The sequence below is a fragment of the Amycolatopsis sp. SB7-3 genome (assembly GCF_041021335.1).
In the GTDB taxonomy this organism is placed as follows: Bacteria; Actinomycetota; Actinomycetes; order Mycobacteriales; family Pseudonocardiaceae; genus Amycolatopsis; species Amycolatopsis japonica.
This window is the reverse complement of record NZ_JBFPJQ010000007.1, coordinates 56,196-81,034: the sequence shown is the minus strand read 5'-3', so window position 1 is coordinate 81,034 and position 24,839 is coordinate 56,196. Positions and strand designations below refer to the sequence as shown.

General features: G+C 68.1%; 23 protein-coding genes. 9 read left to right on the top strand and 14 right to left on the bottom strand.

Going from position 1 to position 24,839, the window contains the following annotated elements:
* Positions 1-51: 51 nt before the first annotated feature.
* Both AB8M46_RS35250 and AB8M46_RS35245 read right to left on the bottom strand, forming a co-directional pair.
* Positions 52-720, bottom strand: a complete 669-nt coding sequence (locus tag AB8M46_RS35250) for a TetR/AcrR family transcriptional regulator (protein ID WP_037346045.1) — start codon at positions 718-720, stop codon at positions 52-54.
* Positions 721-749: 29 nt separating this feature from the next.
* On the bottom strand, positions 750-1,163 hold the full coding sequence (locus AB8M46_RS35245) for a PGPGW domain-containing protein (protein ID WP_037346915.1): 414 nt from the start codon (positions 1,161-1,163) through the stop codon (positions 750-752).
* 129 nt (positions 1,164-1,292) lie between these two features.
* Between AB8M46_RS35245 and AB8M46_RS35240 the strand changes: the two genes are divergently transcribed.
* On the top strand, positions 1,293-1,634 hold the full coding sequence (locus tag AB8M46_RS35240; protein WP_037346043.1) for a YciI family protein: 342 nt from the start codon (positions 1,293-1,295) through the stop codon (positions 1,632-1,634).
* Between the two features lie 78 nt (positions 1,635-1,712).
* On the opposite strand, the gene AB8M46_RS35235 is transcribed toward AB8M46_RS35240, so the two are convergent.
* Together AB8M46_RS35235 and AB8M46_RS35230 are read right to left on the bottom strand one after the other, a co-directional pair.
* Positions 1,713-2,294, bottom strand: a complete 582-nt coding sequence (locus tag AB8M46_RS35235) for an FMN reductase (protein ID WP_394362992.1) — start codon at positions 2,292-2,294, stop codon at positions 1,713-1,715.
* Entirely contained in the window at positions 2,291-3,364 is a 1,074-nt protein-coding gene (locus AB8M46_RS35230) for an LLM class flavin-dependent oxidoreductase (RefSeq protein ID WP_037346041.1), read from the bottom strand. The genes AB8M46_RS35235 and AB8M46_RS35230 overlap by 4 nt, the downstream gene beginning before the upstream one ends.
* 135 nt (positions 3,365-3,499) lie before the next feature.
* Here AB8M46_RS35230 and AB8M46_RS35225 point away from each other — a divergent pair, with 135 nt between their 5' ends.
* Positions 3,500-4,921 carry a glycoside hydrolase family 76 protein gene (locus AB8M46_RS35225; protein ID WP_394362991.1) on the top strand — a complete coding sequence of 474 codons (1,422 nt, stop codon included), beginning with the start codon at positions 3,500-3,502 and terminating at the stop codon, positions 4,919-4,921.
* Here AB8M46_RS35225 and AB8M46_RS35220 read toward each other — a convergent pair.
* The gene (locus AB8M46_RS35220; protein ID WP_394362990.1) at positions 4,905-5,846 is read right to left on the bottom strand and encodes a hypothetical protein; all 942 of its coding nucleotides are present in this window, start codon (positions 5,844-5,846) and stop codon (positions 4,905-4,907) included. The genes AB8M46_RS35225 and AB8M46_RS35220 overlap by 17 nt on opposite strands.
* Before the next feature lie 230 nt (positions 5,847-6,076).
* On the opposite strand from AB8M46_RS35220, the gene AB8M46_RS35215 reads away from it, so the two are divergent.
* A complete protein-coding gene (locus tag AB8M46_RS35215) occupies positions 6,077-8,128 on the top strand; it encodes a type IIA DNA topoisomerase subunit B (protein WP_037346037.1) in 2,052 nt (683 codons plus the stop codon).
* Between the two features lie 29 nt (positions 8,129-8,157).
* On the top strand, positions 8,158-10,644 hold the full coding sequence (locus AB8M46_RS35210) for a DNA topoisomerase (ATP-hydrolyzing) subunit A (protein ID WP_037346035.1): 2,487 nt from the start codon (positions 8,158-8,160) through the stop codon (positions 10,642-10,644).
* 203 nt (positions 10,645-10,847) lie between these two features.
* Here AB8M46_RS35210 and AB8M46_RS35205 read toward each other — a convergent pair whose 3' ends face one another.
* From AB8M46_RS35205 to AB8M46_RS35185, 5 genes are read right to left on the bottom strand one after another with little or no spacing between them, the layout of a single operon-like run.
* Entirely contained in the window at positions 10,848-12,059 is a 1,212-nt protein-coding gene (locus AB8M46_RS35205; protein WP_394362989.1) for an acyl-CoA dehydrogenase family protein, read from the bottom strand.
* Positions 12,056-12,925, bottom strand: coding sequence for an SDR family oxidoreductase (locus AB8M46_RS35200; protein WP_072028673.1), 870 nt, complete (start codon positions 12,923-12,925; stop codon positions 12,056-12,058). The genes AB8M46_RS35205 and AB8M46_RS35200 overlap by 4 nt, the downstream gene beginning before the upstream one ends.
* A gap of 10 nt (positions 12,926-12,935) precedes the next feature.
* Entirely contained in the window at positions 12,936-13,778 is an 843-nt protein-coding gene (locus tag AB8M46_RS35195) for a MaoC/PaaZ C-terminal domain-containing protein (protein ID WP_394362988.1), read from the bottom strand.
* Entirely contained in the window at positions 13,775-14,206 is a 432-nt protein-coding gene (locus tag AB8M46_RS35190; protein WP_394362987.1) for an SRPBCC family protein, read from the bottom strand. Before AB8M46_RS35190 ends, AB8M46_RS35195 begins: the two co-directional genes overlap by 4 nt.
* A gap of 17 nt (positions 14,207-14,223) precedes the next feature.
* Positions 14,224-15,417, bottom strand: a complete 1,194-nt coding sequence (locus tag AB8M46_RS35185; RefSeq protein WP_199755096.1) for a lipid-transfer protein — start codon at positions 15,415-15,417, stop codon at positions 14,224-14,226.
* A 182-nt stretch (positions 15,418-15,599) separates the two neighbouring features.
* Here AB8M46_RS35185 and AB8M46_RS35180 point away from each other — a divergent pair, with 182 nt between their 5' ends.
* Both AB8M46_RS35180 and AB8M46_RS35175 read left to right on the top strand, forming a co-directional pair.
* The gene (locus AB8M46_RS35180) at positions 15,600-16,547 is read left to right on the top strand and encodes a hypothetical protein (protein ID WP_394362986.1); all 948 of its coding nucleotides are present in this window, start codon (positions 15,600-15,602) and stop codon (positions 16,545-16,547) included.
* A 9-nt stretch (positions 16,548-16,556) separates the two neighbouring features.
* Positions 16,557-17,264 carry an RraA family protein gene (locus tag AB8M46_RS35175; protein ID WP_394362985.1) on the top strand — a complete coding sequence of 236 codons (708 nt, stop codon included), beginning with the start codon at positions 16,557-16,559 and terminating at the stop codon, positions 17,262-17,264.
* Between the two features lie 167 nt (positions 17,265-17,431).
* Here the strand turns inward: AB8M46_RS35175 and AB8M46_RS35170 are convergent, their stop codons facing one another.
* A complete protein-coding gene (locus AB8M46_RS35170; protein ID WP_378423010.1) occupies positions 17,432-18,253 on the bottom strand; it encodes a ThuA domain-containing protein in 822 nt (273 codons plus the stop codon).
* A gap of 133 nt (positions 18,254-18,386) precedes the next feature.
* On the opposite strand from AB8M46_RS35170, the gene AB8M46_RS35165 reads away from it, so the two are divergent.
* Positions 18,387-19,286, top strand: coding sequence for a LysR family transcriptional regulator (locus AB8M46_RS35165; RefSeq protein WP_394362984.1), 900 nt, complete (start codon positions 18,387-18,389; stop codon positions 19,284-19,286).
* 57 nt (positions 19,287-19,343) lie between these two features.
* On the opposite strand, the gene AB8M46_RS35160 is transcribed toward AB8M46_RS35165, so the two are convergent.
* On the bottom strand, positions 19,344-20,138 hold the full coding sequence (locus AB8M46_RS35160) for a thioredoxin domain-containing protein (protein WP_037346017.1): 795 nt from the start codon (positions 20,136-20,138) through the stop codon (positions 19,344-19,346).
* A 2-nt stretch (positions 20,139-20,140) separates the two neighbouring features.
* Complete coding sequence (locus tag AB8M46_RS35155; RefSeq protein ID WP_394363113.1) at positions 20,141-20,629, bottom strand: MauE/DoxX family redox-associated membrane protein; 489 nt, start codon at positions 20,627-20,629, stop codon at positions 20,141-20,143.
* A 91-nt stretch (positions 20,630-20,720) separates the two neighbouring features.
* Here AB8M46_RS35155 and AB8M46_RS35150 point away from each other — a divergent pair, with 91 nt between their 5' ends.
* Positions 20,721-21,548 carry a glutamate ABC transporter substrate-binding protein gene (locus tag AB8M46_RS35150; RefSeq protein WP_394362983.1) on the top strand — a complete coding sequence of 276 codons (828 nt, stop codon included), beginning with the start codon at positions 20,721-20,723 and terminating at the stop codon, positions 21,546-21,548.
* Positions 21,545-23,938 (top strand): ATP-dependent helicase HrpB, encoded by a 2,394-nt coding sequence (hrpB, locus tag AB8M46_RS35145; RefSeq protein WP_394362982.1) that lies wholly within the window; start codon positions 21,545-21,547, stop codon positions 23,936-23,938. Before AB8M46_RS35150 ends, hrpB begins: the two co-directional genes overlap by 4 nt.
* Here hrpB and AB8M46_RS35140 read toward each other — a convergent pair.
* Positions 23,923-24,711 (bottom strand): ion transporter, encoded by a 789-nt coding sequence (locus tag AB8M46_RS35140; RefSeq protein ID WP_037346006.1) that lies wholly within the window; start codon positions 24,709-24,711, stop codon positions 23,923-23,925. The genes hrpB and AB8M46_RS35140 overlap by 16 nt on opposite strands.
* Between the last annotated feature and the right edge of the window lie 128 nt (positions 24,712-24,839).

Genomic DNA, 24,839 nt, shown 5'->3' with positions numbered 1-24,839 from the left:
AGGCAGGTTGTCCCCGACCGGCGCGTGCGGGAAGGGAGCAAGGGACCTTTGCTACCACTCGGGGCGCTGACCTGCACGAACGGCCAGGCCGACCAGCTGGTTCGCCAGCCCCTCGGTCAACCCGTCGACGAACATCGCGTGGCCGGTGGGCGCTCCGCGCTCGGCCAGGACCGTCGCCACGGCCTCTCCTGGGTTCGCGTAGGGCCACAGTCCAGCGACGAGGATGAAGACGGCCTTCGCGAAGTAGCCTGCCGCTTCGCCGTCCAACGCGACTTGAGTGCGGACGATGTCGGCGAGCCGTTCGGTCCGCTCGCCGGCCCGCGTCTTGAACGTCCGCGCGGTCTCGACGGAGATGTTGCGTTCCAGCACGGCGGCCATCGTGCTGATCAGCTCGCAGAGCAGGCGCTGCCGCGAGATCGACGTCGCGATGACGGTGGCGACTCGCTCGTAGCCGGGGCCGTCGAGGGCGCTCAGCTCGCCTTCGAGTTCGTCGAGCCACGAGACCCAGACCGAGTCCAAGACCTCGAGGAAAATCGCCTCGCGGCTGTCGAAGTACCGCAGCACGTTCGACTTCGCCAGGCCCACCCGATCGCTCAGTTCCCGCAGGCTGATCCGGGAGACGGGCCGCTCGGCCAGGAGTTCGCGCGCCACGCCGAGGATCGCCGCGCGCCGGGCCTCGACCTGTTCCGGCCGCCGTGCGCGCTGGAAGTCGGGTGCCACGCGGCGCACGGTACCAGACCACCCGGCTGTTATTCGGCGTTCGCGGACCTCCGCGCCTGCACCCGCTTGTAGCTCCAGATCAGCAACGCGAACAGGATGAGCCCGGAAAGGATCAAGCTCGACCCGGTGCTCCAGCCCGCGAGCGGCAGGCCCGGCACCAGGCCCCAGACGATCCCGGCGGCCAGCAGCCCCAGCCCCGCCAGCACCGAACCGGCGATGCGCAGCGGGGACGAAACGCTGTCCTCGGCCGCCTTCATCGCCCTGTCGCGGATCGGATCGACGTACTTCTCCACCGCGGGGAACTCCGAGGCCAGCACGAGCAGACCCGCGAGCACCAGCAGCAACCCCGGCCCGGGCAGCACGAGCAGCGCGATACCGACCGCCAGCAGGATGATGCCCGCGATCAGGATGAGGGCCTGCTTCACGGGTTTTCCGATGCCCACCGTCGTCTCCTCGCCGTCGTCCCTTTCCGTCGATTGTGCCGGTCGGGACGGGAAGGCGCTGGTCATGACGGTCTGTTTCGGAGGAGACCGTTCGTCGGGGTGATGAACTGATCGACCGAAGGAGGACCGATGCGCTACATGTTGCTGATCTGCGGGACGCCGTTCCCCGGCGCGGACGACTGCGAAGACCCGCTGGACGCGCGGACCCAGGAATGGGTCGACGAGATGACCGCTCGCGGAGTGCGGTTGTCCGGCAGCAGGCTCCGGTCTGCGGCAACGGCGACCACCGTGCGCCACCGCGACGGCGAACTGCTCGTCTCGGACGGGCCGTTCGCGGAGACGAAGGAACAGATCCTCGGCTACGACCTGATCGAGTGCGCCGATCTCGACGAGGCGATCGAGGTCGTGGCGAAGCATCCGGTCGCGAAGTTCGCGACCATCGAGATCCGGCCGGTCTGGCCGACCCCCTGAACGCGCCTCGTGAGTGGCGAGGACGGTCCTAACCGTCCTCGCCACTCACGAGAGCGCAAGAGAGCAAAGGTCCCTTGCTCACCCACCGGCCAGCAGCTGCTCGAACGGCACGAACCCGCTCTCCGGAGCCCCGGCAGGCGATTCCGAAGACAGCCGCGAAGCGAGCTCCCGCCCGGCCCGCGACGCCCGCTTGTCGAGGTCGCCCGGAGACGCCCAGTCCGACGAAGCCGCGTACACCGCCGTCGCGACAGCCTCGGCGCGAAGATAGGCGAAGAGCGGACGCAGCGCGAAGTCGAGCACCAGCGAGTGCCGTTCGGTCCCGCCGGTGGCACCGATCAGCACCGGCTTCCCGTCGAGCGCCTTCTGGTCCAGCACGTCGAAGAACGACTTGAACAGCCCGCTGTACGACGCGGTGAACACCGGTGTCACGGCGATCAGGGCGTCCGCGGTGGTCACCGTGTCGATGGCCGCCCGCAGGGCCGGGGAGGGGAACCCGGTCAGCATGTTCTTCGTGACGTCGACGGCCAGATCGCGGAGTTCGATCACCTCGATCCTCACGTCCGGCAGCGCGACGGAAACCGCCGCGGCGAGTTTGTCGGCGAGCAGCCGCGTCGAGGACGGCTGACTCAACCCCGCGGTGACGACAGCGATCGTGGTCATGCCAGGACCTCCAAACGAGAAGCGTGCGTAGGGGCCTCGGGCACGTGCGCCGGCCGAAGCGAGTCGAGTTCCTTGCGCAGCACCGGGATCACGTGCTCGCCCAGGAGGTCGAGCTGTTCCAGCACGGTCTTCAGCGGCAAGCCGGCGTGGTCCATCAGGAACAGCTGACGCTGGTAGTCGCCGAAGTGCTCACGGAAGCTCAGCGTCTTGTCGATCACCTCTTGCGGGCTGCCGACGGTCAGCGGCGTCTGCTCGGTGAACTCCTCCAGCGACGGCCCGTGCCCGTACACCGGCGCGTTGTCGAAGTACGGCCGGAACTCCCGCACCGCGTCCTGCGACTTGGGCCGCAGGAACACCTGTCCGCCCAGTCCGACGATGGCCTGGTCCGCCTTGCCGTGCCCGTAGTGCTCGTACCGCTCGCGGTACAGGTTGATCAGCGCCTGGAAGTGTTCCTTCGGCCAGAAGATGTGGTTCGCGAAGAACCCGTCGCCGTAGTAGGCGGCCTGTTCCGCGATCTCCGGGCTCCGGATCGAGCCGTGCCAGACGAACGGCGGGACACCGTCGAGCGGCCGCGGGGTCGAGGTGAACTCCTGCAGCGGCGTCCGGAACTTGCCGGACCAGCTGACCACGTCCTCGCGCCACAACCGGTGCAGCAGGTGGTAGTTCTCGATGGCCAGCGGGATCCCCTGCCGGATGTCCTGCCCGAACCACGGGTACACCGGGCCGGTGTTGCCGCGCCCCATCATCAGGTCGACGCGGCCGTCGGCCAGATGCTGCAGCATCGCGAAGTCCTCGGCGATCTTCACCGGGTCGTTCGTGGTGATCAGCGTGGTCGAGGTGGAAAGGATGATCTTCGACGTCTGCGCGGCGATGTAGCCGAGCATCGTCGTCGGCGACGAAGGCACGAAGGGCGGGTTGTGGTGCTCGCCGGTCGCGAAGACGTCGAGGCCGACCTCTTCGGCCTTGAGCGCGATCCGCACCATCGCCTTGATCCGCTCGTACTCGCTGGGCGCCTCCCCGGTGGTCGGGTCGGTCGTCACATCGCCCACCGTGAAGATTCCGAACTGCATGACCTGCTCCCTAGGCCGGGGTTACGTTGCTTGAGCGTTCAACTTCACGCACGCAAGAAGTATTCCAGACCATCGACGCGGGCTGAAAGGGTGACTTGATCGGCCCGGAAAGTGACCGCCCCCACACTCGAATCCATGTGGCTCACCTCCCTGCTTGTGACAACGTTGACATTCGCTCTCACGCCGGCCACCACTCCCGAACCCACCGTCCAGGCGACGATCTGCGCCAAGTACTGCGACAGCCGCGACCCCGCTTTGGCCGTCGGCGAAAGAAGACCCGGCACGGCCTCCGTCTGGGACCGCGCCATCACGCTGCATCTCTCCGACGGCGACAACATGGGCTGGGGCAGCATCACCAACGGAAACCCGGGCGACGAAGTCTGGCTCGACCGCTCCTTCGACGGCGGCCGCACCTGGGCGGGCGACAGCCGGATCGGCGACACGAAGATCCCGGACGGCCAACGCGGCTGGCGCACCCTGATGTTCAACGTCGACGACCCCGCCACCCACCGTTTCGGCGCCCTGCGCGCCTGCGGAAAGGCGGGCGACCGGCCGGAAATCGCGTGCACGCCGTGGTTCCGCACCACGGTCGCCGCCAAGGACCGCGCCGAAGCCGCGGCCACCGCGCTCATGCAGTTCTACGACAACGGCACCGGACTCTGGCCGACCACGGGCTGGTGGAACTCGGCGAACGCGCTCACCGCGATCCTCGACTACAGCACGCGAACGGGTTCGCAGAACTACCGCTACGCCATCGGAAACACCTTCGACCGCAACCGCGGCGGCAACTTCACGAACGAATACATCGACGACACCGGCTGGTGGGCGCTCGCCTGGATCCGCGCCTACGACCTCACGAAGGACCGCCGCTACCTCGACACCGCCGTCATCGCGGCGGACTACATGTACTCCTACCGCGACGGGACCTGCGGTGGCGGACTCTGGTGGTCGACGGCGAAGACGTACAAGAACGCCGTCACCAACGAGCTGTACGTCAAGGTGGCCGCGTCACTGCACAACCGGATCCCCGGCGACACCCGTCAGCTCGCGCGGGCACGCGAGGTGTGGGACTGGTTCCGCGCGAGCGGCATGATCAACGGAAGCGCCCTGATCAACGACGGCCTGAACGCCTCCTGCGCCAACAACGGCCAGGCGGTCTGGAGTTACAACCAGGGCATCGTCCTCGGCGCGCTGGTCGAACTTCAGCGCGCGACCGGTGACGCCGCCCTGCTCACCACGGCCCGGCGGCTCGCGGACGCCTCCACCACGACGTCGCTCCTGCACTCGAACGGGATCCTGCGCGATCCGTGCGAGTCCGGCGACTGCGGAGCCGACGGGCCGTCGTTCAAGGGCGCGTACGTCAGGGGGCTCGGCGAGCTCGACCGGGCGCTGGCGGGCAGGCCGTACCGTGCCTACCTGACGCGCCAAGCGAACTCGACGATCGCGAACAACCGCACGTCGCTCGATCAGCACGGCCTGCGCTGGGCGGGGCCGGTCGACAAGGTCGACGCCGCGCGTCAGCACAGCGCGCTGGAGGTCCTCACGGCAGCTCTCTGAACACCGGATCCGGGACGTGCAGCCAGGCGCGGACCTCGGTCTCCTTCTCGTGCACGAGCACCTGCCGGTAGCTCATCGTGTCGAGACCGGGGCCGCCCTGGTCCTGGACGTCCTCGTGGAACCGGTCCGACACGAGCACCACCACGGGCGACTCGTCCGGCGCTTCGGTGAGCGCGTCCCGCAGCACGCGCGAGTCCAGCAGCCGGGCGAGCAGCACCTTCGGCCGCCCCGTCACGCCGTACTCGTCGAGCGCGATCTCGCCGGCGTGGATCGCCACCCGGACCCGGATCCGCAGGGCGGGCTCGGTGCCGACGTTGTACCTGGCCAGTTCGGCGGCCAGCCGGGACACCAGCGGGTACACCAGGCGGAACTTCGGGAAATGCGGCGGGACCACGACGATCATGCCGTCCCCGGTGTCGCGCTTCAGGCAGGCTTCCCAGGCGATCCCGCTGGCCTCGAAGGCGGTGGAGAGAACACCGAAGAGCATCCGCCGGACCTGGACGAAGACCTCGCTGCTGCGGCCGACCTGCCCGAACCCGGAGATGTCGATCGAGAACAGCCCGCAGTGCATGCCGGACTCGACCCACGCCGTCGGCGGCGGGTAGAGGATCTTCTTCCGCAGCAGCGCGAGATGGACGCAGGACACGGTGATCAACAGGATCGTGCCGAAGAACCACGAAAGGGCCATGACCGTACCGACCGCGCCCTCCGTCTCCTCGAGGGAGAGCAGATAGAGCAGACCGTAGGAGACCCCGCCGTAGAGGAACACGTACAGCACCACGAACGTGCGGCGCAGCCGGATGGCCGCGTGCACGAACGGCAGCGGCGCGAGCAGGCCGAGCGAGCCGATGACCACCACGAAATACCAGAGACTCACGACGCGTTGTGCGGTCGAGACGCGTGTGGGACCGGTTCCGACGGCCACCTTGTTCCCCCCGTCACCCTGTGACACCGGAAACGATAACGCCTCATCCGAGCCTTGAGGAAGTCGCTTTCCCCAGCCGTGACCCGCCCATCGGGACAGGGTGATGCGCCACACGCGGGGCTCGGGAGAACGAAGCTGTCGGAGGGGACGGATATCCTCCAGTACGGTGTCGCGTTGAACACCACCTCCACGAGCTAGTTCGCGAGCCACGACTCCAGGAGAAGTACCCAGTGACTGCTGAGACCCTGTACGGGGCCGACGACCTGACGCATCTCGAGGGTCTGGAAGCGGTCCGCAAGCGCCCCGGTATGTACATCGGCTCCACCGACAGCCGCGGCATCAACCACCTGTTCTCCGAGGTCGTGGACAACTCGACCGACGAGGGCGTGGCGGGTCACGCCACGAAGATCGTGGTCACCCTGCACGCCGACGGCAGCGTCCAGGTCGACGACGACGGGCGCGGCATCCCCACCGGAACGCACGCCAAATCCGGTTTGTCCGGTGTCGAGCTGGTGCTGACCAGGCTGCACGCGGGCGGCAAGTTCGGCGGCTCGGGCTACAAGACCTCCGGCGGTCTGCACGGTGTCGGCGCCTCGGCGGTGAACGCGCTGTCGCACCGCTTCGACGTCACGGTGAAGCAGAGCGGCAAGGTCCACCAGATGTCGTTCGCGCACGGCGTCCCCGGCGTGTTCGACGGGCCGGGCCCGAAGGCCAAGTTCACCCGCAAGTCCGGGCTGAACGTCACCGGCAAGATGAAGCGCGGCGAGCGCTCCGGCACGTCGATCCGCTACTGGTACGACTCGCGCTACTTCGAGAGCGGCGCCGCGCTCGACGTCGAGGGTGTCCGCGCGAAGATGCGCAACACCGCGTTCCTGGTCCCCGGCGTCACGTACGTGCTGCGCACCGCCGTCGACGACTCGATCAGCGAAGAGACCTTCCACTTCCCCAACGGCCTCGCCGACATGGTCGACTTCCTCGCCCCGGACAGCGAAAAACCCGTCTGCGGCACGCTGATCATCAACGGCGAAGGCACATACAAGGAGAACGCGGCCGACGCCAGCGGTGTCATGCAGTCCAATGTGGTGCGTCACGCCGAAGTCGAGGTCGCGCTGCGCTGGGGCACCGGCTACGAGCGCACGGTGGAGTGCTTCACCAACACCATCCGCAACGTGCACGGCGGCACCCATCGCCGCGGTTTCGACCGCGCGGTGCTGAAAGCCTTGCAGGACGCCATTTCCAAAACCCGCGGGCTGCTCAAGCCCAAGGAGGACATGCCGACCGTCGAGGACGTGCTCGAAGGGATGACGGCGGTCGTCCACGTCCGGCTGCCGGAGCCGCAGTTCACCTCGCAGACCAAGGACGAGCTGTCCACCGCCGGCATCACCCGCGTCATCCAGGGCATCGTCGACAAGCACATCCGGTCGTGGACCGAAGAGCGCAAGACCAAGTCCGAGGCGAAGATCGTGCTGCAGAAGGTGGTCGACGCGGCACGCGTCCGGCTCACCCAGAAGCAGCAGAAGGACGCGGCCCGGCGCAAGACCGCGCTCGAAGGCGCGGCGATGCCGCCGAAGCTGGTCGACTGCCGCACCACCGGCGTCTCCCGCAGCGAGCTTTTCCTCGTCGAGGGTGACAGCGCCCTCGGTTCGGCGCGGATGGCGCGCGTCTCGGAGTACCAGGCGCTGCTTCCCTTGCGCGGCAAGATCCTCAACGTCCAGAAGGCGTCGCTCGGCGACACCTTGAAGAACGCCGAGATCGCCTCCATCGTGCAGGTGCTCGGCGCGGGCAGCGGGCGCACGTTCGACCTGTCGACCATGCGCTACGGCCGGGTGATCCTGATGGCCGACGCGGACGTCGACGGTTCGCATATCCGCACGCTGCTGATCACGCTGTTCGCCAAGTACATGCGGCCGGTCATCGAGGACGGCAGGCTCTACGCCGCGATGCCGCCGCTGCACAAACTGGTCACCAAGGGCCGCAACCCGGAAACCCACTTCACCTTCACCCAGAAGGAGATGGAGACCAAGTTCGCGGAACTGGAACGCGCCGGCAAGCAGATCGTCACACCGGTGCCGCGGTTCAAGGGTCTCGGCGAGATGGACGCCGACGAACTGTGGGACACCACGATGAACCCGGCCACCCGCTCGGTCCGCCGCATCACCCTCGACGACGTCGAAGCCGCGGAGAACGCGCTCGAACTGTTGATGGGCGAGAAGGTCGAGCCGCGCCGCAACTGGCTGGTCGAATCCTCCGACCGGGTCGACCGCGAAGCCATCGACGCCTGATTTCGTTGCTATTCAAGGAGCTTTGAGCAATGGCACGCCGTAAGGGCACCACGACCAAGGTCGACCCGTCAGCGTTCGACAAACCAGGCGCGAACGTCTTCGACAACTCGCTGAAGACGGAGATCGAGGATTCGTACCTGGAGTACGCGTATTCGGTCATCCACTCGCGGGCGCTCCCGGACGCGCGGGACGGGCTGAAGCCGGTGCACCGCCGGATCATGTACTCGATGAACGAGAACGGCTACCGGCCGACGCACGCGTACGTGAAGTCGTCCCGCGTGGTCGGCGACGTGATGGGCAAGTACCACCCGCACGGCGACACGGCGATCTACGACGCCATGGTCCGGCTCGCGCAGGACTTCTCGCTCAACGTCCCGCTGGTCGACGGGCACGGCAACTTCGGCTCCCCCGACGACGGCCCGGCCGCCTCGCGGTACACCGAGGCGCGGCTCTCCCCCGAGGCGATGTTGCTGGTCGGTGAACTCGGTGAGGACACCGTCGACTTCCGGCCGAACTACGACGGCTCGCTCGAAGAGCCGTCCGTGCTGCCCGCGGCGTTCCCGAACCTGCTGGTCAACGGCACTTCCGGGATCGCGGTCGGGATGGCGACCAACATGATCCCGCACAACCTGTCCGAGGTCATCGGCGCGGCGCGGTGGCTGATCAACCACCCGAACGCCACGCTGGACAAGCTGATGGAGTACGTCCCGGGTCCCGACCTGCCGACCGGCGGTTCGCTGCTGGGGCTGGACGAGGTCCGCCGCGCGTACGAGACCGGCCGCGGGGTGGTGCGCATGCGCGCCAGCGCCGAGACCGGGCCGCTGGAGGGCAGCCGTGGTCGTCAGGCCATCACCATCACCGAACTGCCGTACGGCGTCGGACCGGAGAAGGTGATCGAGAAGATCACCGACGAGGTCAACAAGTCCAAGCGGCTCACCGGTATCGCCGACGTCAAGGACCTCACCGACCGCGAGAACGGCACGCGGCTGGTCATCGAATGCAAGGTCGGCGTGAACCCGCAGGCGCTGCTGGCGGATCTGTACCGGCTCACGCCGCTGGAGCAGTCGTTCGGCATCAACAACCTGGTGCTGGTGGACGGGCAGCCGCAGACGCTGGGGCTCAAGGCGCTGCTGGAGGTCTTCCTCAGCCACCGCTACGAGGTCGTCACCCGCCGCACGCGGTACCGGCGCCGCAAACGCGAAGAGCGGCTGCACCTGGTCGACGGTCTGCTGATCGCCCTGCTCAACATCGACAAGGTGATCAAGCTGATCCGCGAGAGCGAGAACGCCGCGGCCGCGAAGGACGGCCTGATGAAGCGGTTCAAGCTCTCGGAGATCCAGGCGACCTACATCCTGGACACCCCGCTGCGGCGGCTCACGAAGTACGACCGGATCGAGCTCGAATCCGAGCAGGACAAGCTGCGCGAGGAGATCGCCGAGCTGTCGAAGATCCTCGACGACGAGTCGGTGCTGAAGAAGGTCGTCTCGGCCGAGCTGGCCAAGATCGCCAAGGACCACCCGACCGAACGCCGCACCGCGCTGATCGACGGCGACCTCAAGGAGGTCCTCGCCGCGTCGAAGCCGTCGGGTCCGCTGGAGGTCGCCGACGATCCGTGTCAGGTGATCCTGTCGGCCACCGGGCTGGTCGCGCGGACGGCCGCGGAATCGGAGGAGGCGTCGGAAGTGCGGCGCCGCAACGGCCGCGTCAAACACGACTCGGTGGCCGCGGTGGTCCATTCGACCGCCCGCGGGCAGGTGCTGCTGGTGACCAACCGCGGCCGCGCCTTCAAGACCGACGTGCTGCCGCTGCCGGTGCTGCCCGAGCAGGCGGGCACGGTGTCGCTGCGCGGTGGTATGGCCGCGAAGGAACTGGTGCCGCTGGAAAAGGGCGAGCGCGTCATCGGCCTGGCCCCGCTCGGCGAACAGGCCGCCGGCTCCCCCGGCCTCGCGCTCGGCACGAAGCACGGTGTCGTGAAGGTGTGCGCGCCGGAATGGCCGGTCCGCTCCGACGAGTTCGACGTGATCAGCCTGAAGGACGGCGATGAGGTCGTCGGCGCCACCTGGCTCACCGACGGCAACGAGACGCTGGCGTTCCTTTCGTCCGAAGCGTCACTGCTGCGCTACGCCGCTTCGCTCGTGCGGCCGCAAGGTCTCAAGGGCGGTGGCATGGCGGGCATCGCCGTGCGCGGCGAGGCGGAAGTGGTCTTCTTCGGCGCGATCCGCACCGATGACGCCGAACACGGCGAGCCGATGGTCGTCACCGCGACCGGCGCGAGCGTGAAGGTGACCCCGTTCAGCGAGTACCCGGCCAAGGGCCGCGCGACCGGCGGCGTCCGGGCGCAGCGGTTCCTCAAGGGCGAAACGCGGCTGATCGTCGGCTGGATCGGCCCGCGCCCCGCCGGTGCCGCCCGCAACGGCGACCCGGTGGAACTCCCCGAAGTCGACCTCCGTCGCGACGGCTCCGGCCACGCCCACCCCGGCCCGGAGGTCGTCGGTCACCTGATCGAACGCGACTGACCCCGCACTCACGTGATCGGGCGCGGAACTCGCGTGTTTGGAGCCGGAACGCCCCCAAGCACGCGAGTTCCGGCCCCGATCACGCGAGTTCCGCCTCCAATCACGCGTGTCGTCCGTCTGATCACGCGTGTCGTCCGCCCAATCACGCGAGTCGTCCGTCGGGGAGCCGGACCCCCGCGTGGTAGCAAAGGTCCCTTGCTCCCTCAGCGACCCAGCAGGCCCTTCGCGATATGCGTCACCTGGATCTCGTTGCTCCCCGCGTAGATCATCAGCGACTTCGCGTCCCGCGCCAGCTGCTCCACCCGGTACTCCGCCATGTACCCGTTGCCGCCGAAGAGCTGCACGGCCTCCATCGCGACCTCGGTGGCCGCCTCCGACGAGTACAGCTTCATCGCCGAAGCCTCGGCCAGCGTCGGCATCTTGCCCGCGCGCAGGTTCTCGATCAGCTGGAAGACCATGTTCTGCACATTGATCCGCGCGACCTCCATCTTCGCCAGCTTGAGCTGGATCAGCTGGAACCGCCCGATCTCCTGGCCCCACAGCTTCCGGTTCTTCGCGTAGTCCACGCACAGCCGATGGCATTCGTTGATGATCCCGAGCGCCAGCGCCGCGACCCCGATCCTCTCGACGGCGAACCCGGACTTCACCTCGGCCTTGCTGTCGCCGTCGCGGCCGGTCTCGGACTCGCCGAGCAGCCTGTCCCGCCCGAGCCGGACGTCGCTGAAGAACAGCTCGCCGGTCGGCGACGACATCATGCCCATCTTCTTGAACGGTTTGCCCTGCGTGAGTCCCGGCATGCCCTTGTCCAGCACGAACGTCAGCACCTTGCGGTCCCGGACCTCCGAGCCGTCGTCCAGCTTGGCGTACACGATGATCGTGTCGGCGTAGGGCCCGTTGGTGATGAACGTCTTCTGTCCATTGAGGACGTACTCGTCACCGTCGCGCCGCACCGACGTCTTCATGCCACCGAAAGCGTCCGAACCGGAGTCGGGTTCGGTGATCGCCCACGCCCCGACCTTCTCGAACGTCGCCAGCCCGGGCAGCCAGCGTTCCTTCTGCGCTTGCGTGCCCTTCGTCAGGATCGTCTGCGCGGTCAGCCCGATGCTCACGCCGAGCGAAGCGACGATGCCGAGGCTGACCCCGGCCAGTTCACTCACCGCGATGAGCGCCATCGCCTCCTGCCCACCGAACGCCAGGCCACCACCCGAACCGGATCCAGGAGACTTCGACAGCAGTTTCGACACCGATTCCCGGGCGAGCGCGTCGATGCCGAAGGACGCGAACATCTTCCGGATGATGTCGTACGGCGGCAGCGTCCCGCTTTCCAGCGCGTCGAGGTGCGGCCGGATCTCCTTGTCGACGAATTCCCGGATCGCGTCCCTGATCAGCAGTTCGGTCTCGGACCACTCGATCACGGGAGCCTCGCGGCGATGTCGTCGATCTCCCAGGCGGCCTCGGTTTCGATCACCTTGACGTCGTGCCAGCCCGCGAGTTCGGAGATCGCGCCGCCCTGCACCGCGAACACCTTGCCGGTGAGCGGGCATTTCTCGGTCGCGAGGTAGGCCACCAGCGGCGAGATGTTCGCCGGGGAGAACGCGTCGAACTCCCCCTCTTCCACCTCCTGGGCGAAGATCGCGCCCATCCCCGGCGTCGCCAGGGTGAGCCGCGTGCGCGCGATCGGCGCGATCGCGTTGACCCGCACGCCGTAGCGCTCCAGCTCCTCGGCGGCGACCAGCGTCAGCGCGGCGATTCCCGCCTTCGCCGCGCCGTAGTTCGCCTGTCCCGCGTTCGGCAGCGTGGTCCCGGACGCCGAGGCGGTGTTGATCACCGAGCCCGCCACCGGCTCGCCCGCCTTGCTCGCGGTCTTCCAGTACGCGGCCGCGTGCCGCAGCACCGCCGCGTGCCCCTTCAGATGCACGGCGATCACGGAATCCCATTGGGACTCCTCAAGGCCGGCGATGAACGCGTCGCGCAGGATGCCGGCGTTGTTCACGACGACGTCGAGCTTGCCGAACTCGTCCACCGCCTGCGTCACCAGCTCGGCGGCGCCCGCCCAGTCGGCGACGTTGGCCGTGTTCGCCACCGCCTTCCCGCCCGCCGCGCGGATCTCGTCGACGACCTCCTGCGCGGGCCCGGCGTCGCTGCCGCTGCCGTCGTTCGCCCCGCCGAGGTCGTTGACCACGACGCTCGCGCCCTCCCGCGCGAACAGTAGCGCGTGCTCGCGGCCGATCCCGCGTCCGGCGCCGGTGATGACGGCGACGCGTCCGTCGAGTGCTCCCATGGCTTTGCTCCTACTCCGCGAATTCCGCGAGACCGTCTTTGATCACGACGGTTTCGCCGACGGTGGTTTCGAACGCGTAGCTCCCGGCGCCCGCGCGCCAGATCCGCGTCGTCAGCTCCTGGCCGGGCAGCACCGGCTTGGCGAACCGGACGGCGAACCGCTTCAGTCTGTCCACATCGGACCCGGCGACCTCGGTCAGCAGCGCCCACGAAGTGAACGCCATCGTGCACAGGCCGTGCGCGATGATCCCCGGCAGCCCCGAATCCTTCGCGACCTCTTCGTCGAGATGGATCGGCATCGGATCGCCGGCGGCGGGCGCGTACCGATACGTCTGGTCGTCGTCGACGTGCTGATTCACCTTCGCCACCGGCGCCTGGGCACGGAGTCCTTCGTCGAACTTGTGGTCCGGCCCGAGTTCGCCGCGGGTCTCCCCGGTGTCGAACCCGCGCACGAACAGCGTCACGTACTGCTCGTTGACCAGGTCGCCGTCGTCGGTCCGGCATTCGAGATGGATCGTGCCGCGGGTGCCGTTCGGCAGGCCCTCGTAACCGGTCATCCGCGCCCGCGACACGAGCTTGTCGCCGGGGCGGATCGGCCGGTGGAACCGGAACTCCTGTTCCCCGTGCACGATCCGGCCGAACAAGCCGACCGGGACGACCTCGAGCGCGGGTTCCATCAGCGACTCGAACACCGGCACGATCGCGAACACCGGGCTCGCGACGTCACCGGCGAGATGCGCCGAGATCGGGTCGTTGGTGGCCTTCGCGTACTCGATCAGTCGCTCGCGCGTGACCTCGAACCGCGACTCGTCGGTCCATTTGCCGAGCCCGCCGGGGTCGAACCGCTCGGTCACGAGACCAGCGCCTTGAAGTTCTCTAGGGAGGCGTCGAGGTTCTTCTTGCCGTCCTTCTCGACGGCCTTGCCGAGCGCGCCGACGATCATCTGACCGGCGAACTCGGCGTCGATGCTGGCGAGCGAACCGCCTCCGGACGCCTCCACCGACAGCTCGAACTTGACCTTCACCCCGGCCATCCCGGTGCCGGAGATCGCCAGCTTCGACGGCGCCTCGAACTCGTCGACGGTCCAGGTGATCGTGTTCGGCATCCCGAGCATCGTGACGACCTCGGAAGCCTGTGCTCCCTTGGAGAATTCGGCGGGGACCTCGCCCTTCCACTTGGTGTGGATGGTCAGCCACTTCTCGAAGTTGTTGGGGTTGGAGAACTCCGCCCACACCTTGTCGGGAGCGGCGGGGAGTTCGACGGAGGCACTGATCTTGCCCATGGTTCTTCCTTTCGGGGTCAGCGCTCGGCGCGCTGGTAGGCGGTGACGACGGCGGCGCCGCCGAGTCCGATGTTGTGCTGCAGCGCGGCCTGAACGCCGTCGACCTGGCGTTTGTCGGCGGTCCCGCGCAGCTGCCAGGTCAGTTCGGCGCATTGCGCGAGGCCGGTGGCGCCGAGCGGATGCCCCTTGGAGATAAGCCCGCCGGACGGGTTGACGACCCACTTCCCGCCGTAGGTGGTGTCTCCGGAGTCGACGAGCTTCCCGGCCTCCCCTTCGGCGCAGAGTCCGAGCGCTTCGTAGAGCAGGAGTTCGTTGGCGGAGAAGCAATCGTGCAGCTCGATGACCTGGAAGTCCTCCGCGCCGAGCCCGGCCTGGTCGTACACCTGGCGCGCGGCCTGGACGTTCATGTCGTAGCCGATGATGTTCTTCGCGGTCCCGTCGAAGGTGCTGGCGAAGTCGGTGGTCATCGCCTGCCCGACGATCTCCACGGCCTGCCCGGCCAGCCCATGCGAGTCCACAAAGGACTCGCTGGCGAGGATCGCCGCGCCGGAACCGTCCGAGGTCGGCGAGCACTGGAGTTTCGTGAGCGGGTCGTAGATCATCCGCGAGTCGAGGATGTCCTGCAGCGAATAGCTTTCCTGGAACTGCGCGTACGGATTGTTCACCGAATGCCGGTGGTTCTTCTCGCCGATCTTGGCGAAGTGCTCGGCGGTGGTGCCGTAGGTCTTCATGTGTTCACGGCCGGCCGCGCCGAACATCCACGGCGCGGGCGGGAAGAGCACCTCGGAGATTTCGGCGAGCGCCTGGATGTGCCTGCCCATCGGCTGCTCGCGGTCGTCGTAGGTCGAGCCGAGCGATCCGGGCTGCATCTTCTCGAAGCCGAGCGCGAGCGCGCAGTCCGCACGGCCGCCCCGGATCGCCTCCGCGGCCAGGTACAGCGCGGTCGACCCGGTCGAGCAGTTGTTGTTGACGTTGACGACCGGGATCCCGGTCATGCCGAGTTCGTAGACCGCGCGCTGCCCCGAGGTCGACTCGCCGTAGACGTAGCCGACGTAGGCCTGCCGCACCTCGTCGAAGGAGATCCCGGCGTCGGCGAGCGCCTTGGTCCCGGATTCCTTGGCCATCTGCGGGTAGTCCCAGCCCTCACGGCGGCCGGGTTTCTCGAACTTCGTCATGCCCACGCCGACGACGTACACCTTGTTGGCCACCACGACGCTCCTTGTCGTTGCCGGGTCGCTGCTGCCACTGAAGATACAGACAGGTTTGTATTTATCAACCCCTTACATACAGGTCTGAACGGATGTTACTTACGGCACCTTGCGTGTCAGGTGACGCAGACGGGCGAGCCGCACCCCCGTTAAACAGGGAGAACACGACTCACAGGGGGTTAACGATGAAACGGACGAGCTTGGTCTTGGCAGCCACCGTCGCGGCCGGACTGGTGTCGGCGGGCACGGCGTCGGCGAGCGGCTGGACGATGAGCTACCTGCGGCCGCCGGGCGGAGACGCCATCCGGGTGGTGGCCACCGATGGGGCCGGAAGCTACGCGGGGCACTCCGACCGGGGACTGCTCACCTGGTCGGGCTGGAGGGTGCGCAACCACGGCTTCCCGGCGGGCTACGGCTCGGTCGAAGCCGTGGACGAGAACACGTCGAAGGCGATTCTCGCGAACGGATACGCGATCTCGACGGGGACCAAACGCTCGTTCGTCCACCAGGACGGCGGGTTCCAGCTCCTGGAAACGGTCCCGGGATATGCCCAGACGGTCGTCACCGGGATGAACAACCGCGGCGACATCGTCGGCCGCGTGTACAACGATCCTCGCTATGGCTCATGGGCGGCGTTCTGGCCGGCCGGCGACCGCGCGCACCCGGTGCTTCTGGACTCCCCGCCGCTGCTCAGCCCGGTGGACATCGACCACGACGGCACGATCCTGATGCAGGAACAGTTCGGCGGCGTCTGGCTCTGGAAGGACGGCGCGGCACGGCAACTGGTCCTTCCCGAGGGCGTCCGCGAAGCACGCGCCCTCGCGATCCGGGACGGCAAGGTGCTGGCCGACCTCCAAGGGGGACAACGGCTTTGGACGGCCCCTGACACGTCCATCCCGGTGCCGGAGACCATGACGGTGACCGCGCTCAACGGGTCGGGACTCCTCACCGGCTGCTTGCGGACCATGGGTACCGCCACGATTCCCGCGGCGTGGACGCCGGGCGGCCCGGTCGAGACGCTTCCCGCGCCGTCCAGCGGTTGCGGCGCGATCGTGGGCGACAACGGGGAGATCATGGGAACTCTGCAGGACGACGACTACTACGACAAGCTCGTGGTGTGGCGCCGTGGCTAAAGTCGGGGCATGGATCCCGAAGAGCTTCGGCAGCGGTTCTCCCTGCTGACCACCGCGCATCTGACCGACGGCTGTGTGCGCGCCGGCGTTCAGGTCCGGTGCGCGCCCGCGGGCACGCACTCGGTCGTGCCCGGCGCCCGCGTGGCCGGGCGGGTCACCCCCGCCCGGCATGTCGGCAGCGTCGACGTCTTCCTGGAGGCGTATGAAATCGCGAACCCCGGTGACGTCCTCGTCGTCGACAACGGCGGCAGGCTCGACGAGAGCTGCGTCGGGGACCTCGCGGTCCTCGAAGCGGAGGCGGCCGGGCTGAGCGGTGTGGTGATCTGGGGGCTGCACCGCGACTCGGCCGACATCAAGAAGATCGGGCTGCCGGTGTTCAGCCTCGGTTCGATCCCGACCGGCCCGCTCTCGGTCTCCGCCCGCCCGGACGGCGCGCTCGAATCGGCCGTCGTCGGGGACTGGACGGTGACGCGGGAAGACCTCGTGTTCGGCGACGAGGACGGTGTCCTGTTCGTCCCCGCCGACCGGGCGGACGAGGTCCTGGACCGCGCCGAAGGCATCCGCGACACCGAGCGGCGCCAGGCCGACCGGATACGCGGCGGAGAGTCCCTTCGCGAACAGGTCCGCTTCGCCGACTTCCTCGCGGAGCGGGCGAAGTCGCCTTCGCTGACGTTCCGGCGGCATCTGCGGGCGGTCGGGGGCGCCATCGAGGAGTAGCAAGGGACCTTTGCTACCACCCGGCTCTGGGCACACCGCGGGCCGTCCGTGAAGGCCTCCTTCACTACCTTCAGGGTAGGCAAGGAGGCCTTCACGGCACCGCGGGAGAGCAAGGGACCTTTGCTACCACCGACGCCTCTGACCTGCGGAAATAGCGCAAGACCGGCTCATCCTCGCGCGGTTTGCCTTCCACCGAGCCACAGCAGACCATCGACGACGAAGCGGTTCTGCACCTCGCTGCCGAAGGTCGACGAAAGCGGCTGGTTCGTCTCGTAGTTCATCTTGTTGTGCCCGAAGTTGGCGTAGAGCATCTTGTACTTGGCGTTGGTCCAGAGGATCGGGTAGTACCCGCTGTACCAGGACTGGTTCGGGTCGGTCCCGAGCGGGAAGCTCACCGGGTCCACCGACGCGAGGATCCGGATGTCCGGGTTCTTGCGCAGGTCGCTGGTCCAGGCGTACCACTCGCTCACCGACGAGGTGAACGTCGCGGGCAGCCGCGTGGTCGAGGGATGCGGCCGGTTCTCCACCTTCAGCGTCGCCGTCGTCGGCCCCCAGGTGTTGGACTTGAACGCGCCCGTGCCGAGGAACCTGTTGTGGTACCAGTCCCAAGTGGACGGATTGGTGGTGAACGCGGCCACGTGGAAGCCGAAGAACGCGCCCCCCGCGTTCATGTAGCGCTCGAAGCCCGAGCGTTGCGAGGAGGTCTGCGGCAGGTCGTCCAGGAACAGCACGACCTGATACTGCGACGGCTGCAGCGAGCTCAGCCGGTTCCAGTCGTTGGTCGCGGTGTAGCTGAAGTTGTTCTGCGAAGCGGTTTTCGGGAACCACTGGTTGGCTTCCTTGACGAAGCTGATGTGCGCCGCGTCGTAGGTGCCGTTGTAGAACGCGAGCACCTTGAACGCGGGTGCCGCCTGTGCCGCCACCGGCGCCGACGCCAGCGCGAGACACGAAACGAACAGCAGAGCGAGCCGGACCACGAATTTCGTCATACCTCACCACCCATGCCGAGAACGCGTAAATTCATTGCTTGAATTAACACATGACACAGCATCGATGGTCTAGACCTGCGCGAAATACGGTTCCCGGTGACCGGCACCGGCCCGCATCGATAACCTGGAGATTATGGAACTGCGGGATATCGAGATCTTCCTGGCGCTGGCCGACGAGCTGCATTTCGGCCGCACCGCGGAGCGTCTGCATGTCTCGCAGGCGAGGGTGAGCCAGTCGATCAAGCAGGTGGAGCGCCGGATCGGGGTACCGCTGTTCGCCCGCACCAGCCGACGGGTCCGGCTCACGCCGATCGGCGAACGGCTTCGGGACGACCTCGGCCCCGCCTACCGCGCGCTGCACGAGGGCGTCGACCGCGCGATCGCGGCCGGCCGCGGGATCGGCGGCGTGCTGCGGCTGGGCTTCGAGGCACCCGGCGTCGCCGACCTGACCGAAGAGCTGCTCGACCGTTTCCGGCAGCGCTACCCGGACACCGAACTACTCATTCGCGAGGCTGATTTCGCCGACCCGTTCGCGATGCTGCGATCGGGTGAGATCGACGTGCTGGTGACACTGCTTCCGGTCGACGAACCCGATCTCACGACCGGACCGGCCGTGTACACCGAACCGATGGTGCTCGCGGTGTCGTCGAAACACCCTTTCGCGCGACGGAGGTCAGTCACCCTCGACGACCTCGCCCGCGACACCGTCCTTCGCGCGGCGCATCCGCCGGAGCCGTACTGGATCGAAGAACCGCGACAGTGGCTGACGCCGGCCGGGCACCCCGTGACCCGGGGCGCCCCCTTCGCGACCTTTCAAGAGCTGCTCGCCGCGATCGCCACCGGTGCCGGTATCTGCCCGCTCGCCGCACACGCGCGGGAGTACTTCAGCCACCCGCGGATCCGCTTCGTGCCCTTCGCCGGCTCACCCGACGTCGAGTGGGGCCTCGTCTGGCCGCGCTCCGCGGAGACAGCGCGCGTACAGGCCTTCGCCACCGTCGCCTCCGCTTCGCACCCCCGACACGCCCGCAATTAGTCCTCTGAATGCGGTACTTGCACACGCCACCAACGCATTCAGAGGACTAAATGCGTACTAGCTGACGACCTTCTTCACCCAGTCCTGCTCGAGCTTCACGACCTGCCCGTTCGAAGTGACGGTCGGCGTGCCGAAACCGGGGCCGTTGCCGAAGTCCTGCTGCAGCGACGGGTCCGTGGAGATCTTCTTGTACGCGTCCTGGATCTCCTGCTCGTACGCGCCGCTGTTGACCTTGACCACGAAGGTCGGGTCCGTGATGCCGACGTCCTGGCCGAGCTTGATCAGCTGCGCCTTGTCGAACCCGCGACCGCCTTCCTCCGGCTGGTCCTTGAACAGCGCGTCGTGGAAGGCGAGGAACTTGCCGGCGTCGGCCGCAGCGAGGGAGGCGTTGGCGGAGTCCAGCGAGTAGCCGGGCGGGTCGGAACGCTGGTTCAGCATCGGCAGCATGTGGTACCGGACCTGCAGGGTCCCGTTGTTCACCTGCTCCTCGATCTGCCCCTTGAAGGTCTCCTCGAACTGCTTGCAGACCGGGCACAGGAAGTCGGCGTAGACGTCGATGGTCTTCTTCGCCTCGGGCTTGCCGACGGTCACGACGGCCCCGTCGCGTTTCTCGACGACACCGGGCGCCGAGGTGCCCGTCTGCGCGCCGATCACCTTGCCCTCGGTGCTGTCCTTGCTGGACGTCGTCCAGATGACGCCACCGATCACCAGCGCGGCGAGGACGACCACCGCGACGGTGATCGCGACGACCTTCTTCTTGTCGCCGCCCGCGACGCCCCTGGCCTGTGCCACCGAACGCGCCGCCGTCTGCTGCTGTTTGCGTTTCCGAGCGTTGCGCTCAGCTCCACCCACGATTATTCGTTCCCTTCAGCGATACCCACATAGTCGTCGTCGGCGGAGGCGCGAGAGTTCCCGAGCCAGCCGTCCACGGAAAGCCAGGTCCGCGGCCGCACGATCAGCCAGACCCCCAGGAGCGCGAATCCGAGGTCCCTGGCGATCTCCTGCGGATACCGCGTCTGGTCCGCGGCGATCTGACCGCCGCCGCCGAAACAGCCGCAATCGATGCTCAGCCCGCGCACCCAGGATTGGGCGATCGCGGCGATGAGCACCGCGAGCAGCAGCACCGACAGCACCGACACCCACCGGGTGACGAACCCGGCGAGCAGGAACAGGCCGAGCGCCAGTTCGACGAGCGGCATCCCGATCGCGACCGGGCGGACGAGCCCGTCCGGCAGGACATCGAACGCCTGGACCGCGATGTAGGTCTGCCCCGGGGCACTGATCTTCAGCGCTCCGGAAACCAACCAGACGGCGGCCAGTCCGAGCCGGGCGAGTGTGCCCACGGCGTCGAGTACGACTTGGGGCGGTCTACGCACGGGCCTAGGCTAACCGCCGACCCTGAGAACAACGTGAGGCGGCGGACGGAGGCACCCGATGAGGGGACGCGCCCTGCTGGTGGCCTGCTTGATGCTGGTCACAGCGGCGGCCTGCGGCGAAGAGGCCGGTCCGTCGGATTCCCTCGTCGCGCGCGCCGTCGCGTCCAACAAGCTCACCATCGGCATCCGCTTCGACCAGCCGGGCCTTTCCAAACGGACGATCGACGGCCGCTACGTCGGCTTCGACGTCGACGTGGCGAAGTACGTGGCGAGCGAATTGGGCGTCGACGAGGATCACATCACCTGGCACGACAGCAGACCGTCGTCCCGCGAGACGGACATCACCTCGGGGATCACGGATCTGATGGTGGCGACCTACTCGATCACCGAAAAACGCAAACAGGTGGTCGCGTTCGCCGGTCCCTATTTCGACACCGGCCAGGATCTCCTCGTCCGCCTCCGGTCGACCGACATCACCGGTCCCGAGAACCTCAACGGCCGCAAGCTGTGCGCCGTGGGCGGCACCACCTCGGCGGAGCAGGTGCGCGACAAGTTCGCCCAGGCCGTGCAGCTCGTCGAGTACCCGCGTTACCAGGATTGCGTCACGGCGCTGCTCGCCGGACAGGTGGACGCGGTGACCACCGACGACGTCATCCTCGCCGGTTACGTGGCGCAGAACCCGGAACTGCTGAGGGTCGTCGGCAAGCCTTTCTCGAAGGAGAAGTACGGCGTCGGCCTGCGCAAGGACGACGTCGAGGGCCGCGCGGCGGTGGCCAAGGCGATCCAGAAGATGATTTCGTCCGGGGAATGGCTCGATTCGCTGAACCGCAACATCGGCCCGTCCGGCTACCGGATCCCGCCTCCGCCACAGGTCACCGAGCGGTGACCCTTCCCGATCTGCCGGTTCGCGCCGTCCTGCCCGAACTCGAAGCCGCACTCGACGCCCACGGCACCGCGGTCCTCGTCGCGCCCCCTGGCACCGGGAAGACCACTTTGGTGCCGCTGGCGCTGGACAACGGCGAAGGCCGGGTGATCGTCGCCGAACCGCGGCGGCTCGCCGCAAGGGCCGCGGCGGCGAGGATGGCGTCCCTGCTCGGCGAACGGGTCGGTGAAACGGTCGGCTATTCGGTCCGCGGCGATCGGAAGGTGTCTTCTTCGACGCGGATCGAAGTGGTCACCTCGGGACTGCTGGTCCGGCGGGTGCAGGGCGATCCCGAGCTGGCCGGGGTGTCGACCGTCCTGCTCGACGAATGCCACGAACGCCATCTCGACGCGGACCTCCTGCTCGCGCTGCTGCTGGACGTGCGCGCCGGGCTGCGGGACGACCTGCGGCTGCTCGCGACGTCCGCCACGGTGGCCTCCGGACGGCTGGCGGCCCTGCTCGGCGACGCGCCGGTGATCACCGCGCACGCGAGGACATATCCGGTCGAGGTCTCGTACTCCCCGCCCGCGCGCGGCGAGCGGATCGAGGCGACCGTGGCCCGCGTGATCCACAAAGCACTGTCCGAAGGGGACGGTGACGTCCTCGCCTTCCTGCCCGGCGCCGGGGAGATCGCCAGAGTGAGCGGACTTCTCAACGGCCTCGACGCCGACGTGCTGCCCTTGCACGGACGGCTTTCGGCGGCGAGCCAGGACGACGCGCTGCGCCCGCGTGATCGTCGCAGGGTGGTGCTCTCGACGTCGGTCGCCGAGTCCAGCCTGACCGTGCCGGGGGTGCGCGCGGTGGTGGACTGCGGACTTTCCCGCGTTCCCCGCGTCGATCACCGGCGCGGCCTGCCCGGATTGGCGACGGTCCGCGTTTCGGCCGCGGTCGCGGAACAGCGCGCTGGTCGCGCCGGACGTGAGGCGCCGGGCCGCGCGTACCGGTGCTGGGCCGCGCACGAGCAGGGTTCGCTGCCCGCCTATCCCGAACCCGAGATCCGGACGGCGGAACTGGCGCGGTTCGCCCTCGAACTCGCCTGCTGGTCCACTCCGGACGGTTCCGGCCTCGCCTGGTGGGACCCGCCCGGCGAAGGCGCGCTGGCCGCCGGGCGCGCGTTGCTGACCACGCTCGGGGCGACCGCGGAGGACGGCACGGTCACCGAGCGCGGCCGGAAGATGGCCGGGCTGGGCCTGCATCCGCGGCTGGCGAGGGCGTTGCTGGACGGCGCGGCGCGGACCAACGCGCGCTCGGCCGCCGAAGTCGTCGCGCTGCTGGACAGCGGCGGCACCCTGACCGATCTCGAAGCCGAGCTGCGCCGGGTGCGCGGTGACGAGCGCTGGAAGCGTGACGTGCGACGGCTTTCCCGGCTGGTGCCCGACGGCGGCAACGCGTCCGATCCGGCGCTGGTGGTGGCGCTGGCGCATCCCGAGCGGCTCGCGCGACGGCGTGCCGCGGGGACGCCGGTGTATCTGATGGCGGGCGGAACCGCGGCCGAACTCCCGCGCGGCAGCGGACTCGCCGACGTCGAATGGCTGGCCGTGGCCGAAGCGACCCGCGATCCCGGCCGCGCACAGGGCGTCATCCGGCTGGCCGCCCCCGCCGACGAGGACCTCGCCGTGCGCGCGGCGCCGAATCTGGTGTCCTCAGTGGACGAAGTGCGCTGGTCTTCGGGTGACGTCGTCGCTCGTTCGGTGCGGCGGCTCGGGGCGATCGTGCTCGCGGAGAAACCGTTGCGCTCGCCCGCGCCGGACGCGATCCGCGCCGCGCTACTGGACGGTTTGCGCACCGAAGGGCTCGGCCTGCTCCGCTGGTCGGAAGACGGGAAGCGATTGCGCGAGCGACTGTCTTTCCTGCATCGAGTACTGGGGCCGCCTTGGCCTTCGGTCACCGACGCGGACTTGCTGTCCACTGTGGACAGCTGGCTGGACCTCGGCTCGGCTCGCCGCCGATCGGACCTGGCATCGCTGGACGCGGGCACCGCGCTGCGTGGATTGCTGCCCTGGCCCGAGGCGTCGCGTTTGGACGAACTGGCGCCCGATCGGCTGGAGGTGCCGTCGGGTTCACGGATCCGGGTCGACTATTCGGGTGAGCAGCCGGTGCTGGCCGTGAAACTGCAGGAGACCTTCGGCTGGCTCGCGACGCCGGAGCTGGCGGGTGTCCCGGTGGTGCTGCACCTGCTTTCCCCCGCCGGACGGCCCGCGGCCGTCACCGCCGATCTGGAATCGTTCTGGCGCAACGGGTACGCGGCCGTGCGCGCCGATCTTCGCGGCCGCTACCCGAAACACCCGTGGCCGGAGGATCCGCTGACCGCCGCGCCCACCCGGCGTACCTCAAGAGGTCAGTCCATCAGCTGATGCTGCGGCCTGGTCGGCAACCGCGCCGCCAGTTCCTCGTCGTCCTCACGCTCGTTCAGCCCCAGCTGCACGGCGCTGCGGATCTGCTCGCGATTCTCCCGCACCACATGCGCGAAGAATTCGTCGATCCGCGGGTCGGTCAGCACTTCGAGGATCACGCGCATCGCGGTGTCGATCACCGAACGCACCACCTCGTCGTGGAACGGCAGTTTCGAAAGCCGCCCGGCCTGCGGATCGTTCTTGAGCTTCTCCGCGATGATCCCCCGCAACAGGGTCTGGTTCTCGCCGAGCGAGCGCGCGAGGTTCTGCGGATAGTTCCCGGTCTCCAGCACCTTCACCACCTCGTCGAGCACCGCGATCGTGATCGGCTTCTTGATCGCCAGCACGATCGGCCGCGAAAGCCGTTCGACCAGCCGCTGGGTGAACCGCTCCCCGAACGCCCGGTCCGCCGTACGGGCGAGCCGGACCAGCACCACGATGATCCGCAACAGCCGGAAGCCGCGCAGCGCCGGATGCGCGATGGGGATCATGCCGAGGATTTCGTACCAGTTGCGCAGCGGGAACCGCTTCTCCCAGCCGTTGCGCCGCCACCGCCAGAGGAATTCCAGCGCGAAGATCCCGCACACCGTCGTGTCGATGACGAAGACACGGTGCGCCGTCTCCGCCGAATGCGGGAAGAACGTCACGTAGGCGAGCAGCCCGACCGAGAACACGGCGAGGACGAGCATCACCAGGTCGAGCGGATTCACGCGCCGTTGTTCGCGGGTGGTCATGGCGCCGATTGTGCCTTTCCGCGCTGACTCGTGCCGAGCGGCACCTGCCGAAAGTAAGGGGTGGCCGATGACTTCGGGGCAATGCCCCCGGGTGTCCCCGCGTCGGAGGATTCAGGGACACGAAGGAG

Coding starts and splice junctions, on each gene's coding strand:
- AB8M46_RS35240 (WP_037346043.1), top strand. CDS start 1,293: ATGCGCTACATGTTGCTGATCTGCGGGACGCCGTTCCCCGGCGCGGAC.
- AB8M46_RS35235 (WP_394362992.1), bottom strand. CDS start 2,294: ATGACCACGATCGCTGTCGTCACCGCGGGGTTGAGTCAGCCGTCCTCG.
- AB8M46_RS35230 (WP_037346041.1), bottom strand. CDS start 3,364: ATGCAGTTCGGAATCTTCACGGTGGGCGATGTGACGACCGACCCGACC.
- AB8M46_RS35225 (WP_394362991.1), top strand. CDS start 3,500: ATGTGGCTCACCTCCCTGCTTGTGACAACGTTGACATTCGCTCTCACG.
- AB8M46_RS35210 (WP_037346035.1), top strand. CDS start 8,158: ATGGCACGCCGTAAGGGCACCACGACCAAGGTCGACCCGTCAGCGTTC.
- AB8M46_RS35200 (WP_072028673.1), bottom strand. CDS start 12,925: ATGGGAGCACTCGACGGACGCGTCGCCGTCATCACCGGCGCCGGACGC.
- AB8M46_RS35190 (WP_394362987.1), bottom strand. CDS start 14,206: ATGGGCAAGATCAGTGCCTCCGTCGAACTCCCCGCCGCTCCCGACAAG.
- AB8M46_RS35180 (WP_394362986.1), top strand. CDS start 15,600: ATGAAACGGACGAGCTTGGTCTTGGCAGCCACCGTCGCGGCCGGACTG.
- AB8M46_RS35175 (WP_394362985.1), top strand. CDS start 16,557: ATGGATCCCGAAGAGCTTCGGCAGCGGTTCTCCCTGCTGACCACCGCG.
- AB8M46_RS35170 (WP_378423010.1), bottom strand. CDS start 18,253: ATGACGAAATTCGTGGTCCGGCTCGCTCTGCTGTTCGTTTCGTGTCTC.
- AB8M46_RS35165 (WP_394362984.1), top strand. CDS start 18,387: ATGGAACTGCGGGATATCGAGATCTTCCTGGCGCTGGCCGACGAGCTG.
- AB8M46_RS35150 (WP_394362983.1), top strand. CDS start 20,721: ATGAGGGGACGCGCCCTGCTGGTGGCCTGCTTGATGCTGGTCACAGCG.
- AB8M46_RS35140 (WP_037346006.1), bottom strand. CDS start 24,711: ATGACCACCCGCGAACAACGGCGCGTGAATCCGCTCGACCTGGTGATG.